Origin of the sequence: Streptosporangium sp. NPDC049644, assembly GCF_040675205.1 — a bacterium.
GTDB classification, from domain to species: Bacteria; Actinomycetota; Actinomycetes; order Streptosporangiales; family Streptosporangiaceae; genus Streptosporangium; species Streptosporangium fukuiense.
In genome coordinates, this window is sequence record NZ_JBFAOJ010000015.1 from 43,513 (window position 1) to 56,908 (window position 13,396).

The window sequence follows — 13,396 nt, forward strand, 5'->3', positions numbered from 1 at the left end:
ATGAGCACCCCTAGCGCCGAGCCTGTCCCGCTTCCCGCCAAACGGCGGTTGGCCCAGCTGGCGATGCTCGCATTCGCGGTCGCCATCGTGATGCTGGCGTACGCCAATGTGGGGCTGGCGCTCGACAACCAGATCCCCGCGGGCATGCTCACCTACGGTCTCGGCCTGGGCGGTCTGATGCTGGCCGCCTACCTGGTGCTGGCCAAGTTCGCGCCCTGGGCCGACCCGCTGATCCTGCCGCTGGTGACACTGATCAACGGCCTCGGGCTGGTGATGATCTACCGTCTCGAACAGGCCGGGGCGTTCGGTGCGTCGGCCACCACCCAGCTGTTGTGGACAGCCGTCGGGGTCGTCATGTTCTCCGTGACACTGATCGTGCTGCGCGACCACCGCGCGCTGCAGCGTCTGACCTACACCGCGGGCGCCGCCGGCCTGGCCCTGCTGGTCTCGCCGCTGCTGCCGTTCCTCGGTCAGGAGGTCAACGGCGCCCGCATCTGGATCGGCATCCCCGGCCTGGGCCAACTCCAGCCCGCCGAGTTCGCCAAGCTCGCCCTGATCGTCTTCTTCGCCGGCTACCTGGTCGCCAAGCGCGACGTGCTGGCCCTGGCCGGGCGGCGGCTGCTCTTCATCGACCTGCCCCGGGCCCGCGACCTCGGCCCGGTGCTCATCACCTGGGGCCTCAGCCTGGGCGTGCTGATCCTGCAGAAGGACCTCGGCTCCTCGCTGCTGATCTTCGGCACCTTCATCGCGATGCTCTACATCGCCACCCAGCGCACCTCGTGGGTGCTCATCGGCATCCTGCTCTTCGTCGGCGGGGCGGTGCTGGCGGGGCTCGTCTTCGACCACGTCGCGGCTCGCTTCGAGGTCTTCCTCGACCCGGAGAACCCGGAGCTGTACGAGCGCGAGCTCGGCGGCAGCTACCAGCTCATGCAGGGCCTGTTCAGCCTGGCCGCCGGCGGGATCCTCGGCACCGGACTTGGCCAGGGCCACCCCAAGGAGATCCCGCTGGCCATCTCTGACTTCATCTTCTCCGCCACCGGTGAGGAGTTGGGCCTGACCGGACTGATGGCCCTGCTGATGGTCTACGCCCTGCTGGTGGAGCGTGGCCTGCGCACCTCGATCGCGGCCCGCGAGCCGTTCTCCAAGCTGCTGGCGGGCGGCCTGTCGTTCATCCTGGCCTGGCAGGTCTTCATCATCGTCGGCGGCGTGACCAACCTGATCCCGCTGACCGGCCTGGTCACCCCGTTCATGTCCCAGGGCGGCTCGGCACTGCTGGCTAACTGGATCCTTATCGCGCTGCTGGTACGCATGTCGGATACGGCGAGGAAGCCTCCGCCCCAGGCCATCCAGGACGAAGGAATGACGCAGGTGTTCCAGCGATGAACGGTCCCCTCAAGCGCGCGGCCCTGGCCTGCCTGCTCATGTTCGGCCTGCTCATGATCAACGTGAACTACCTGCAGGCCGTGCGGGCGGAGGACCTGCGCGCCGATGCGCGCAACACCCGCAACTTCTACGCCCGCTACGAGATCGAGCGCGGCCGGATCACCGCGGGCGACAAGGTCCTCGCCGAGTCCGTCGACACCGGCGACGTCAAGTTCCGCTTCCAGCGCCGCTATCCCGAGGGCAAGCTCTACGCGCCCATCACCGGGTTCTTCGCGCCCGAGAGCGAACGCGACATGGAGCGGGCGGAGAACCGCCTGCTCAACGGCACCAGCGCCGACCTGCTGATCCGGCGGAGCATCGACCTGTTCACCGCCAAGCGGAGCAAGGGCGCCAACGTCGACCTGACGATCAACCCCAAGGCGCAGGAGGCCGCCTACAAGGCGCTGGGCGCCAGCGGCAAGAAGGGCGCGCTGGTCGCGATCGAACCGAAGACCGGGGCGATCCTTGCCATGGTCTCGATCCCCACCTACGACCCCAACCCGCTCTCCAAGCCCGACAAGGGCGACGTCAACGCGGCGTACAACAAGCTGGACAAGGACGAGGACAAACCGCTGGTCAACCGGGCCATCGAGCGCACCTATCCGCCGGGCTCGACCTTCAAGGTGGTCACCATGGCGGCGTACCTGGAGAGCGACGACACCCTCGGCCCGGAGACCCAGGTCGACGCCCCGCAGGTGCTCGACCTGCCCAACACCACCGCCGACCTGCCCAACTACGGTGGCGCGGCCTGCGGCGCCGGACGCGTGACGCTCTCGTTCGCGCTGGAGAAGTCCTGCAACACCCCGTTCGGCAAGATCGCCATGGAGCTCGGCTACGACGTGCTGCGCGACCAGGCCGCCAGGTTCGGCATCGGCGGCGAGCCGTTGTCGATCCCGCTGCCGGTCGCGGGTAGCGGGATCGGCCCCGAGGAGGACCAGGCGGCCCTCGCCCAGGCGTCGATCGGCCAGCGCAGCAACCAGATGACCCCGCTGCAGATGGCCATGGTCGCCGCCGGCATCGCCAACAACGGTGTGGTCATGAAGCCGTACCTGGTGAACAAGATCGCGGATGCCGAGGGGGGCGAGATCGAGACCGCCGACCCCGAAGAGCTGGACACCGCGATGAGCGAGGACAACGCGCGCAAGCTCCAGGAAATGATGATCAACGTCGTCAACAAGGGCACGGCGAGCGCGGCGCAGATTCCGGGCGTGACGGTCGGCGGCAAGACCGGCACCGCCGAGACCGCCAGGGGCCGCGATCCGCACGCGTGGTTCATCTCCTTCGCCCCCGCGGAGGACCCCAAGGTCGCCGTCGCGTTGATCGTCGAGTCCGGCAGCGCCGGCAGCGACGCCTCAGGTGGGCAGACCGCCGCCCCGATCGCCAAGAGTGTGATGGAAGCGGTGCTGGGTAGATGACCGCGTTGCTCGGGGGCCGATACCGCCCGCTGGGGCGTATCGCGTCGGGCGGCATGGGCGAGGTGTGGCGGGCCAGGGACGAGTTGCTCGGCCGCGAGGTCGCGGTGAAGCTGCTCCGCGCGCACGTGGCGGAGGATCCCGCCTTCCGGCGGCGCTTCCGCTCCGAGGCCCGCATCGCGGCCGGGCTGTCCGATCCGGGCATCGCGCAGGTCTTCGACTACGCCGAGACCGACGGCGTCGCCTACCTGGTGATGGAGCTGGTGCCCGGCGAGTCCCTGGCCGGCATCCTGGCCCGGGACGGCGCGCTGAGCCCCAAGGTCACCCTCGACGTGGTCCATCAGACCGCCAGGGCCCTGCAGGCCGCGCACCGCGCGGGGGTCATCCACCGGGACATCAAGCCCGGCAACCTGCTGGTGACCGAGGCGGGCGTGATAAAGATTACAGACTTCGGCATCGCCAGGGTGCTGGAGGCCGCGCCGGTCACCCAGACGGGGGTCCTGCTCGGCACCGCCCAGTACGTCAGTCCCGAGCAGGCCTCCGGCGAACCGCTGACGCCCGCCACCGACATCTACTCTCTCGGGGTGGTCGCCTACGAGTGCCTGGCCGGCCGGGCGCCGTTCCGCGCCGAGACGCAGGTGGCGATCGCTCTCATGCACATCGGCGAGCCCCCGCCGCCGCTCCCGGAGAGCATCCCGCCCGCGGTCCGTGAGCTGGTCATGGCATGCCTGTCCAAGGACCCGCTGCGGCGCCCGGCCGGCGCCAGGGAGCTGTCGGAACGGGCGGACGTGCTGCTCGACGCGCTGGCCGCCACCGACGCCACCGCTCTCGGCATGCTCACCGACCCCTCGGGCTGGCGCGCCGAGCCCGCGACCGAGTGGCCGCAGGAGATCACCTCGGCCATGGCCGCGCCCGTCGGCCCCGCCGCCGGTGCGGATGCGGGTTCCGGCGCTCACGGCGGTGCGGGCGGAGGTTCCGTGGAGGGCGCCGGCGCCGGCGGGGGTGCCGGAGCGGGCGGGACGCCTCCGGGCACCGGGCCGGCACCTGATGGGCGCCGGCGCCCGCGCAGGAGAACAGTGATCGTCGCCGCGGTCGCGGGATGCGCCGTCGCGGTCGGGCTGGGCTCTCTGGCGGCCTACGAGCTGACCGGCCGGCCAGGCGGCAGCGAGCCGGAGAAGCCGGTCGTGCGGCCGAGCCAGGCTACCGAGTCGCCGACGGCCACACCGAGCCGGAGCGCGTCTCCGGCGAGCAGACCACCTGTCTCGCCGACGAAGACGGCCCGCCCCTCGGTCACGCCGTCGGCTACGGTAAGCACATCGGCCACGCCCACCGCAAGGCCGAGTACGTCGCCACCACCCAGCCCCAGCCCCAGCCCGACGATTCCCACCCCGACGCCCACCACCCCGACGGTGACACCGAGCCCCACACCGAGTACGACTCCCGAACCCGGCGATACAGACCAGCCGAATGAGGAGACGTGATGCGGCAACGGGTCGATGATGGACACCGGTGGCCCAAGAGCCCACCGGCACCCAAGATGAACGGTAAGGGACAGTGCAGGAAATGACTCAGCCCCGACGCCTCGGCGATCGCTACGAGCTTGACGGCGTCGTCGGGCGTGGCGGCATGGCCGAGGTCTATCGCGCCCGAGACATCCGGCTGGATCGGATCGTCGCCATCAAGACCCTCCGCGCGGACCTGGCCAGGGATCACATCTTCCAGGCGCGGTTTCGCCGGGAGGCTCAGTCCGCCGCGTCACTGAACCATCCGTCCATCGTCGCGGTCTACGACACCGGCGAGGACGTCTCAGAGGGTGCACCCGTTCCCTACATCGTGATGGAGTACGTCGACGGCCGCACGCTGCGCGACCTGCTCCGGGCCGACCGGCGGTTGCTGCCCGAACGTGCCGCCGAACTGGTCGACGGGATCCTTCGGGCGCTGGACTACAGCCACCGTGGCGGCATCGTCCACCGGGACATCAAACCGGCGAACATCATGATCACCCGCAACGGCGACGTCAAGGTCATGGACTTCGGCATCGCCCGCGCGATGGCCGACTCGGCCGCGACCATGACACAGACCGCCCAGGTGATCGGCACCGCCCAGTACCTCTCGCCGGAGCAGGCCAGGGGCGAGCGGGTCGACGCCCGCAGCGACCTCTACTCCACCGGTTGCGTGCTGTACGAGCTGCTGACCGGACAGCCTCCGTTCACCGGCGACTCGCCCGTCGCGATCGCCTACCAGCATGTGCGCGAGGAGCCGATCCCTCCGTCGCAGATCGACCCCGACATCCCCCAGTGGGCCGACGCCATCGTGCTCAAGGCGATGGCCAAGGATCCGGCGCACCGCTACCAGAGTGCCGGGGAGATGCGGGCCGACATCCAGCGGGCGATGTCCGGCATCCCGACGGACGCCCAGACCATGGCCATTTCCAACAACTACGGCTCGGCCACCCGGACGATGCAGGCTCCCGGGCCCGGCGGCCCGGCCACCCAGCGCACCACCGCCGTCCCGGCCTACGAGTACGGCGAGGAGGGGGGCGGGCGCACCGGCGAGCGTGGCCGGCGCCGGCAGCAGAGCAGCAACACCGCGGTCAAGACCGCGGCGTGGATCCTCATCCCCCTGCTGGTCATCGGCGCCTTCATCGGCGTGGGCTACATGTTCCTCAGCTCCCCGGGCACTCCCACCGCCTCGGACAAGGTGAAGATCCCTCCGCTGGCCTCGCAGACCATGGAGGCGGCGACCAAGGCGCTGACGGACCTCGGCCTGAAGGTGAAGACGGTCCAGGCGTTCGACGAGGAGATCCCGAAGGGTTCGGTGATCGACACCGAACCGGCGGCCGACACCGAGGTCGACGAGAACACCGAGGTGACCCTCAAGGTCTCCAAGGGCATCGAGAAGGTCGAGGTGCCCTCCGTGCTCAACATGACCGTGGAGGACGCCAAGGCGACCCTCAAGGAGGCCGGCTTCGAGGTCAGCCTGCAGAGCAAACCCTCCAGCCGGAAGCAGGGCATCGTCTTCGAGACCCTGCCCGAGGCCGGCAAGAAGGCCAACAAGGGCAGCACCGTTCGAATCTACGTGCCCAAGGAGGCGGTGGAGGTCCCGAGCGTGGTCAACCTCACCGTCGGGGACGCCAAGAACATGCTCAAGGAGGCGGGCTTCAAGTGGAAGGTCGTCGAGCAGCCGAGCGACCTGCCCAAGGACACCGTGCTGAGCCAGTCTCCCGAGGCGGGCGGCAAGTACCAGCCGGGGACGACGATCACGCTGATCGTGTCGAGCGGGCAGGCGCCCGAGCCGACCGAGCAGCCGACCTACCCGTCCGATGAGCCGACCATTCCCGACGAGCCGACGGACGACATGCCCACGGAGCCCGACGACGGCACCATCTTCGACGAGTCGCCACCCGACGGGAACTGATCCGGAACACATGAGAAGGCCCTCGCGATCGCGGGGGCCTTCCTCGTTTCCCGCACCGCCCATGCGGGAGGCCCGGAAACGGGGAAGAGCCCTTCCGCCACTCGGGGGCGATGGCGGAAGGACTCTCACTGGTCAATCGCCCAGGAGGGGCGCCGCGTTACACCAACCTTTCCAGCCAGTTTCCGAGCAGCCGATGGCCGTGCTGGGAGATCACCGACTCGGGGTGGAACTGCACACCCTCGACGGGGGCCGTACGGTGGCGCAGGCCCATGATCACGCCGTCGCCGGTGGTCGCGGTCACCTCAAGGATCTCGGGAACCGTGTCGGGCAGGACGGCCAGCGAGTGGTAGCGCGTCATGGTCGTCGGCGACGGCAGGCCGGCGAAGACGCCGCGCCCGTCATGCGTGATCGCACTGGTGCGGCCGTGCACCAGTTCGGGGGCCCGCGAGACGGTCGCGCCGTGGGCGATGGCGATGGCCTGGTGCCCCAGGCAGACGCCGAGCAGCGGGATGCCGTGGGCCTCGCAGTAGCCGACGAGCGGGACGCTCACGCCCGCGTTCTCCGGGGTGCCGGGGCCGGGGCTGATCAGAACCCCGTCGAAGCCGGCGGCGTCCTCGACCCTGACCTGGTCACGTGGCCGCACGTCGCAGGTGGCGCCGAGTTCACGGAGGTACTGGACGATGGTGTGGACGAAGCTGTCGTGGTTGTCCACGACCAGGACGCGGCTCACGGGCCCACGCCGGCCAGGTCGAGGGAGATGCGGGGTTCGATCCAGGGGAACACGACATACCAGAGTACGGCCGCGACCAGCCCGACCAGTACGGCGGCGGTGAACACCCTGACCGCGAGGTTTCCGGGAAGCAGCCGCCAGATCCAGCCGTACACGAGACTCCTTCTCCGGGCTGTCGGGGTTGGTTTTCGAGACTATTCGGGTCGTCCGAGGCGGTCCTGGCTCCGGTCCAGTGCGCCGAAGACGACGAGCCGCTGGGCGGCCGAGTACTTCGGGTGGCAGGTGGACAGGGTGATCGTCGCTCTGGTCGGTGTCTTTCCCGGCTGGTCGGGGACCGGGGCGATGACGCCGAGCTCGGTGGGGTCGACGACGCGCCTGCCGGTGACCCGGTAGGTGTAGCGGGCCTCGTGGGCGTCGACCACGATGCGATCGCCCCGCTGGAGTTCGTCAATGCGACCAAAGGGGGCGGCATAGGTGGTCCTATGGCCTGAAAGAACGAAATTACCGATTTTTCCTGGCATGGCGCTTCCGGGGTAGTGACCCGGCCCCATCCGCAGCCGGTCCTGGTCGACGCCCTCCACGACGGCGTACCGGTAGTCGTCGCCGAGCCTGGGAATCGACAGCAGCGCGACCGCCCCGCCCAGCCGGACCGGGCCGGGCCCGTGCGCCCGGTCGGCCTTCCCGCCCTCGATGAACTGCCTTTGCAACAGCACCTGCTGCTCCGCGGTGTAGGAGCCGGTGCCCCACAACAGGTAGGCGCAGAAGAGCAGGATGACCAGGCCCGCGGTGATGCTCAGATCGCCCATGACCTTCAACGCCGCTCTCACGAAGGTCAAGGCTAGTGACGGGACACTTCGCCCGGCAGGACCGGATCACGGGTCCGGCAGAACATTTGCCGCAGTATGGTGCCTCACGGAATCGCCATGGCCCACCTGCGCGGACTATCCTTACACGGGACTTCACCCACCAGCGACTACGCTAATCGACATGGCCTGCGCACGGTCCGGATCGCGCAGGGTTGACGCAGGAGAAGAACCCCAGTGCCCAAGCCCAAGACTCGCAAGAAGCCGGTCTACACCCCGCCGCAGACCTCACAGCAGATCAAGATCAGCCCGCGCTGGCTGGCGCCGGTCATGGTGACCTGCTGGATCGTCGGCATCCTGTGGATCGCCGTCTACTACGTGGCGCCCACCGCGCCCGTTCTCGGCGCCCTCCAGAACTGGAACCTGCTGGTCGGGTTCGCCTTCATCATCCTCGGTGTGATCCTGTCCACCCGCTGGCGCTAGCCTTTTCCACAGGCATTATCCACACCCTGGGGAAGCATCAGGGTGTGGATCAACCGTAGATGCCGAGTTCGGCCTGGACGGCGAACGGCGGCAACGCCAGCACCAACGCGACCAGAACGACCAGCATCGCCGCACAGCCTCCCCACTGGACGGCGTCGCGGCTCCTGGCCGGGGCGAAGGCGAACACCGCCGCGACCAGGGAGCCGGCGATCAGGCCGCCGAGGTGTCCCTGCCAACTGATGCCGGGGATCACGAAGGTGATCACCGCGTTGATGCCGATCAGCCAGAGCACACCCTGGACGTTGTAGCCGAGCTTCCTGCCGAGCACGAACAGCGCGCCGAACATGCCGTAGATCGCACCCGAGGCGCCGACCGCGGCGATGCCGAACAGGTAGACCGCGACGGACCCGCCGAGCGCCGCGAGGAGATAGAGCGCCAGGAACCTGGCCGAGCCGAGGCGCCGCTCCAGTTCCGGGCCGATGGCGTAGAGGGCCCACATGTTGAACACGATGTGGGTCAGGGCCCAGCCGCCACCGCCGAGCGGCATGTGCAGGAAGGCTCCGGTGATCAGGCGCCACCACTCGCCGTCGTAGGCGACGGCGAAGGAGTTCATCGTGAAGTTGGCCAGCACCCAGTCGGTGCGCACGGTCTCGGCGAAGTAGGCCAGGACGTTGAGAACCAGCAGCGCCCAGGTGACCCGGGGCGTGACGACCGCCCGGCCGCCGAACACGGACTGTGCCTGCCGCATGCCCCTGTTGCCCTCCGCCACGCACTCGGGGCACTGGAAGCCCACCGAGGCCTCGCGCATGCAGTCGGGGCAGATGGGGCGCTCACAGCGCTGGCAGCGGACGTAGGTCTCCCGCCCTGGATGCCGGTAGCAGTTGGGAACAACGGTGTTGGGGTCGCTGGACGGCTGGGTGGTCATGGTCTGTGGCTGGCCCCTTCGCGCGTTCTGTTATCCCCAGACTGCCAGCCTATTCACGATCCCGAGTACCCGTACACACATAAACGGCGACTGAACGACACCGGCCGGAAACGCGAACGGCGGCCTCCGTGGGAGGCCGCCGGGCGAGAGATCAGCTCTGCACGCGTTCGATGGTCACCGACTCCAGGACCACGGGCTCGGTGGGGCGGTCGCGGGCGTCGGTGTCGGTCTTGGCGATGGCGTCCACGACGTCCTGACCCTCGATCACCTCACCGAAGATGGTGTGCTTGCCGTTCAGGTGCGGCGTGGGCACCACGGTGATGAAGAACTGGGAGCCGTTGGTGCCGCGGCCCATCTGGATGCCCGCGTTCGCCATGGCGAGCAGGTACGGACGGTTGAAGTAGAGGTCCGGGTGGATCTCGTCGTCGAACTTGTAGCCGGGACCGCCGACACCCTGACCCAGTGGGTCGCCACCCTGGATCATGAAGCCTGAGATGACCCGGTGGAAGATGGTGCCGTCGTACAGCTTGGCGGTGGACTTCTGGCCGGTCTCCGGGTGCACCCACTCGCGGGTGCCCTCGGCGAGCTCGACGAAGTTGCGCACGGTCTTGGGCGCGTGGTCCGGGAAGAGCTGGACCTTCACGCTTCCGCGATTGGTGTTGAGGTTCGCGATCAACTTCTCAGCCATGATCGGACTGCCCCCTTCAGGTTGTGGCAATGCCTATGCAACGTATTGCTTTTGTGGCGCTTTGACGATTTCGGCCGGAGCCGATCCCTCATGCATCCTCCCACGGGCCGTCATGATTGAGCCGCCTTCGAGCGGGAAGGGGTGGCGACGGGGCCCCAACGAATGGGGAGGTTGTTGTGCCTCTAGCACTGTTTGGAAAGCGCCACATGAAGATCGTGGCTCCGGAAAGGCGGCTGCGCCACGCGAAGGCTCAGGCTGTCCTCGTCGCGGATCGGGTCAGCCCGCTGGCCAGCCAGGCCCGCGACGTAGCTGGCCAGGCCCTTGACATGGCCGATCATGCTCGCAACGTGGCCGGTGAGAAGATCATCGTCGTGCGCGGGTGGGCGGCACCGAGGCTTGACGCCGCCGCGCACTCGATCGAGGAACAGCTCGCGCCGAAACTCAGCGCCGCGCTGTCCCAGGCTGCCGCGAGGATTGATCCCAAGCCCACCAAGTCCCGCGGATGGCCGATGGTTCTGCTGGTCACCGGCGTCGCGATCGGAGCAGCGGGCTACGCGCTGTACCGCAGGAACGCCGACCAGTGGGCGGACACCCTGAAGGAAAGCACCTCCGACGCGTCCCAATGGGTGGGGCACAAGATGGAGGCGGTGGTGGGCAAGACCTCCGACGTGACGAACGACGTCACGTCGAAGGCCGAGGAGGTCGGTGACAGAGCCGACGCCAGGGCGGAGCACGCGTCCAAGAAACTGCCCTAGCGGTACGACGTGCCCGGGTCGGCCGACCACGGTGTACGTCACCTGTCAGCGGTATGGCCCGCGCCTTCGGAGGCGCGGGCCATACCGCTGTGCGGATCGCACGCCATTGACCGATCCACCAAGCGCTTGTTAGAACGTGTTCCTGGGACAGAAGGAGCACCCGATGACGCTGTCGCCCCTCGACGACCATCCCGTACACCAGTCACCCGAGGTGATGCGGCACGTCACGACCTCGGACCGCAACTTCTACGACCGGTACTACTTCAACTGTCATGCCGGATCCGACGAGCTGATGCTCATCGTCGGCCTCGGGCAGTATCCCAACCTCGGGGTCACCGACGCGTTCGCCTGCGTGCGCCACCGGAACCTGCACCGCGTGGTCCGGGCCTCCCGGGAACTCGGCGACGACCGGATGGACACGCGGGTCGGCCCGTTCCGGGTCGAGGTGATCGAGGGGCTCCGGCGGCTGCGGGTGGTACTCGACCCCACCGAGCACGGCCTCTCCTTCGACCTCACCTGGGAGGGCACCATCCCGGCCACGCTGGAGCCCCGGCACTTCCTGCGCCGGCAGGAGCGCGTGGTGTTCGACTCCTCCCGGCTGGCCCAGACCGGCAGGTGGAGTGGGCACATACTGATCGGCGACGAGCGCGTCGAGGTCACCCCCGACCGCTGGCAGGGCACCCGTGACCGCTCGTGGGGCATCCGTCCGGTCGGCGAGCCCGAACCGCCCGGCATCCAGGCCCGCAACGCCGGTACCTTCTACTGGCTCTACACCCCGATCCAGTTCGACGACCACGCCATCCTGTGCATCGTCCAAGAGGACGAGAAGGGCCGCCGGGTACTGGAGGAGGCGGTGCGGGTGTGGGGGTTCGGCACCCCGAGACAGGGCGAGGAGGAGTATCTCGGCCGTCCCGAGTACCGCCCGACGTACGCGGAGGGCACCCGGGACGTACGAGAGGCGACGATCTCCTTCTCTCCGCCGGGCGGCAGGCCCTTCGACGTGCACTGCACTCCGATCCTCCCGGTGCACCTGATGGTGGGCACCGGATATGGCCTGGAACCGGACTGGAGGCACGGCATGTACCAGGGGCCGGAACCGGTGGTCCAGGGCGTCACCCACACCCTTCCGGAGGACGCCGCCGCGATGTGGGGCCTGGTCGACGCGGTCGGCCGCTTCGAGTACGACGGCCACGTCGGTCACGGCCTGTACGAGTACTGGGCCCTGGGCCCGCACCCGACCTTCCCCGAGGGCTGAACCGCGCCGGCCCCCGACGCGGCACGGTCCGCCAGGACGCCTCCCGATCGTCCCGGTCGGCTGCGAACCGGCCGGGGTCACTCCCGCACGGGTTTCCCCGGCCGGCTCGCAGGTCTTTGGGATCACCCCCGCGGGACTACTCCTGGGCCTTGGCGCAGGTGGCGGTGTGCGCGTCCCCGGACGGCGTGCTCATGACCAGGACCTCGACATCTCCGGGCCCCTCGGTCTTCTTGGCCCCCTCGACCTTCTCGGTCCTCTTGGCCCCCTCGACCCTCTCGGGAGCGGCCTCGGAGGTCACGGTCACCGCCCCGGCCTCCGGAGCCCCGGGCGCAGCGGTCCCCGAGGGAGCGGCCATGACCTTGAAGTCCTTGACGAGAGCCACGCCCTCGGAAAGCGGGAGGAGATCCTTCGCTTTCTCCCCTTCCGTCCAGGCGCCCCTGAAGACCTTGACATGGCCGCTCGGCGCCGCGGCCTCGCCGGCCCGTCCCGAGGGCACGGCGGGCGACGCTCCGGCCTTCTCCAACTCCTTGATCTCGGCCTCGGTCAGCCGGCGCGTCGTCAGGGTCGCCTGTCCGCCGCCCTCGCACTGGATCTGTACCGTGCCCTCTCTGGGAGCGGGCATGGGCGTGTCGTCGGCACTGGCGGCCCCGGTCAGGGTGGCCATCAGTGCCCCCGCTGTCACCACGGCGGCGGCGAGCATGCGGATACGCATGGGCATTCTCCTTGTCAGGCGGATCTGGAGATCACAGATTCCCGCCCCCTGCCTGAACCCAGGCTGAAGGCGGCAGAAGTCATCTTCAGGTTGGCTTTAGGCGGGGTGCGGCACTCTGAGCGGTATGCGTGTGCTGCTGGTTGAGGACGAGAAACGTCTGGCCCATCTGCTCAAGGACGGGCTGGCGGGCGAGGGGTTCGCCGTCGACGTGACGTACGACGGGCGCGACGGGTTGTGGATGGCGACCGAGAACCCGTACGACGTGATCGTGCTGGACGTCATGCTGCCCCGGATGAACGGCTACACCGTCTGCGCCAGGCTCCGCGACGCGGAGAACTGGACGCCGATCCTGATGCTCACCGCCAAGGACGGGGTGCACGACGAGGCCGAGGCCCTGGACACCGGCGCGGACGACTTCCTGTCCAAGCCGTTCTCCTACGTGGTGCTGCTGGCCCGGTTGCGCGCGCTGGTACGCCGGGGTGGCCACGCCAGACCGGTGTCCATCGCGGTCGGCGACCTGACCGTCGATCCCGCGGGGCTCCGCTGCCGCCGCGGGGAGGTGGACATCCCCCTCACCCCCAAGGAGTTCGCGGTGCTGCACGGCCTGGCGCGGCGACAGGGCGAGGTGGTCTCCAAGAGCGAGCTGCTGGCCCAGGCGTGGGATTTCTCCTACGACGGCGACCCGAACATCGTGGAGGTCTACATCAGCGCGCTCCGCCGCAAGATCGACTCTCCGTTCGGCCGCTCGTCACTGGTGACGGTGCGCGGCGCCGGCTACCGGTTGGAGGCCTGAG

Annotated in this window: 14 protein-coding genes; 8 read left to right on the top strand and 6 right to left on the bottom strand. The window is 68.9% G+C overall.

All coding sequences use genetic code 11. The annotated features are described in order from the left end of the window. The 4 genes from AB0J58_RS11480 to pknB all read left to right on the top strand — a co-directional run bounded on the left by AB0J58_RS11480 (position 1) and on the right by pknB (position 6,251). The gene (locus tag AB0J58_RS11480) at positions 1-1,383 is read left to right on the top strand and encodes an FtsW/RodA/SpoVE family cell cycle protein (protein WP_364213537.1); all 1,383 of its coding nucleotides are present in this window, start codon (positions 1-3) and stop codon (positions 1,381-1,383) included. Next, the gene (locus AB0J58_RS11485) at positions 1,380-2,837 is read left to right on the top strand and encodes a penicillin-binding protein 2 (RefSeq protein WP_364213540.1); all 1,458 of its coding nucleotides are present in this window, start codon (positions 1,380-1,382) and stop codon (positions 2,835-2,837) included. Before AB0J58_RS11480 ends, AB0J58_RS11485 begins: the two co-directional genes overlap by 4 nt. Continuing rightward, complete coding sequence (locus AB0J58_RS11490; RefSeq protein WP_364213543.1) at positions 2,834-4,315, top strand: protein kinase; 1,482 nt, start codon at positions 2,834-2,836, stop codon at positions 4,313-4,315. Before AB0J58_RS11485 ends, AB0J58_RS11490 begins: the two co-directional genes overlap by 4 nt. 82 nt (positions 4,316-4,397) lie before the next feature. After that, positions 4,398-6,251, top strand: coding sequence for a Stk1 family PASTA domain-containing Ser/Thr kinase (gene pknB, locus AB0J58_RS11495; protein WP_364213546.1), 1,854 nt, complete (start codon positions 4,398-4,400; stop codon positions 6,249-6,251). Between the two features lie 157 nt (positions 6,252-6,408). Here pknB and AB0J58_RS11500 read toward each other — a convergent pair whose 3' ends face one another. The 3 genes from AB0J58_RS11500 to AB0J58_RS11510 are packed head-to-tail and all read right to left on the bottom strand — an operon-like array spanning position 6,409 to position 7,808. Then, positions 6,409-6,981, bottom strand: coding sequence for a gamma-glutamyl-gamma-aminobutyrate hydrolase family protein (locus AB0J58_RS11500; RefSeq protein WP_343970671.1), 573 nt, complete (start codon positions 6,979-6,981; stop codon positions 6,409-6,411). Continuing rightward, positions 6,978-7,136, bottom strand: coding sequence for a hypothetical protein (locus tag AB0J58_RS11505; RefSeq protein WP_364213549.1), 159 nt, complete (start codon positions 7,134-7,136; stop codon positions 6,978-6,980). Before AB0J58_RS11505 ends, AB0J58_RS11500 begins: the two co-directional genes overlap by 4 nt. 39 nt (positions 7,137-7,175) lie before the next feature. Continuing rightward, positions 7,176-7,808 carry a class E sortase gene (locus tag AB0J58_RS11510; RefSeq protein ID WP_364213552.1) on the bottom strand — a complete coding sequence of 211 codons (633 nt, stop codon included), beginning with the start codon at positions 7,806-7,808 and terminating at the stop codon, positions 7,176-7,178. Between the two features lie 213 nt (positions 7,809-8,021). Here AB0J58_RS11510 and AB0J58_RS11515 point away from each other — a divergent pair, with 213 nt between their 5' ends. After that, positions 8,022-8,267 carry a cell division protein CrgA gene (locus AB0J58_RS11515; RefSeq protein WP_343970662.1) on the top strand — a complete coding sequence of 82 codons (246 nt, stop codon included), beginning with the start codon at positions 8,022-8,024 and terminating at the stop codon, positions 8,265-8,267. 49 nt (positions 8,268-8,316) lie between these two features. On the opposite strand, the gene AB0J58_RS11520 is transcribed toward AB0J58_RS11515, so the two are convergent. Together AB0J58_RS11520 and AB0J58_RS11525 are read right to left on the bottom strand one after the other, a co-directional pair. Next, positions 8,317-9,192, bottom strand: coding sequence for a rhomboid family intramembrane serine protease (locus AB0J58_RS11520; protein WP_343970659.1), 876 nt, complete (start codon positions 9,190-9,192; stop codon positions 8,317-8,319). 151 nt (positions 9,193-9,343) lie between these two features. Continuing rightward, positions 9,344-9,880 (bottom strand): peptidylprolyl isomerase, encoded by a 537-nt coding sequence (locus AB0J58_RS11525; protein WP_343970656.1) that lies wholly within the window; start codon positions 9,878-9,880, stop codon positions 9,344-9,346. Between the two features lie 206 nt (positions 9,881-10,086). Between AB0J58_RS11525 and AB0J58_RS11530 the strand changes: the two genes are divergently transcribed. Both AB0J58_RS11530 and AB0J58_RS11535 read left to right on the top strand, forming a co-directional pair. Further along, the gene (locus tag AB0J58_RS11530; protein ID WP_364213555.1) at positions 10,087-10,635 is read left to right on the top strand and encodes a hypothetical protein; all 549 of its coding nucleotides are present in this window, start codon (positions 10,087-10,089) and stop codon (positions 10,633-10,635) included. Positions 10,636-10,798: 163 nt separating this feature from the next. Next, the gene (locus tag AB0J58_RS11535; protein ID WP_364213558.1) at positions 10,799-11,890 is read left to right on the top strand and encodes a hypothetical protein; all 1,092 of its coding nucleotides are present in this window, start codon (positions 10,799-10,801) and stop codon (positions 11,888-11,890) included. Between the two features lie 136 nt (positions 11,891-12,026). Here the strand turns inward: AB0J58_RS11535 and AB0J58_RS11540 are convergent, their stop codons facing one another. After that, on the bottom strand, positions 12,027-12,602 hold the full coding sequence (locus AB0J58_RS11540) for a hypothetical protein (RefSeq protein ID WP_364213561.1): 576 nt from the start codon (positions 12,600-12,602) through the stop codon (positions 12,027-12,029). A 124-nt stretch (positions 12,603-12,726) separates the two neighbouring features. Between AB0J58_RS11540 and AB0J58_RS11545 the strand changes: the two genes are divergently transcribed. Beyond that, entirely contained in the window at positions 12,727-13,395 is a 669-nt protein-coding gene (locus AB0J58_RS11545; protein WP_364213564.1) for a response regulator transcription factor, read from the top strand. Position 13,396 lies beyond the last annotated feature (1 nt).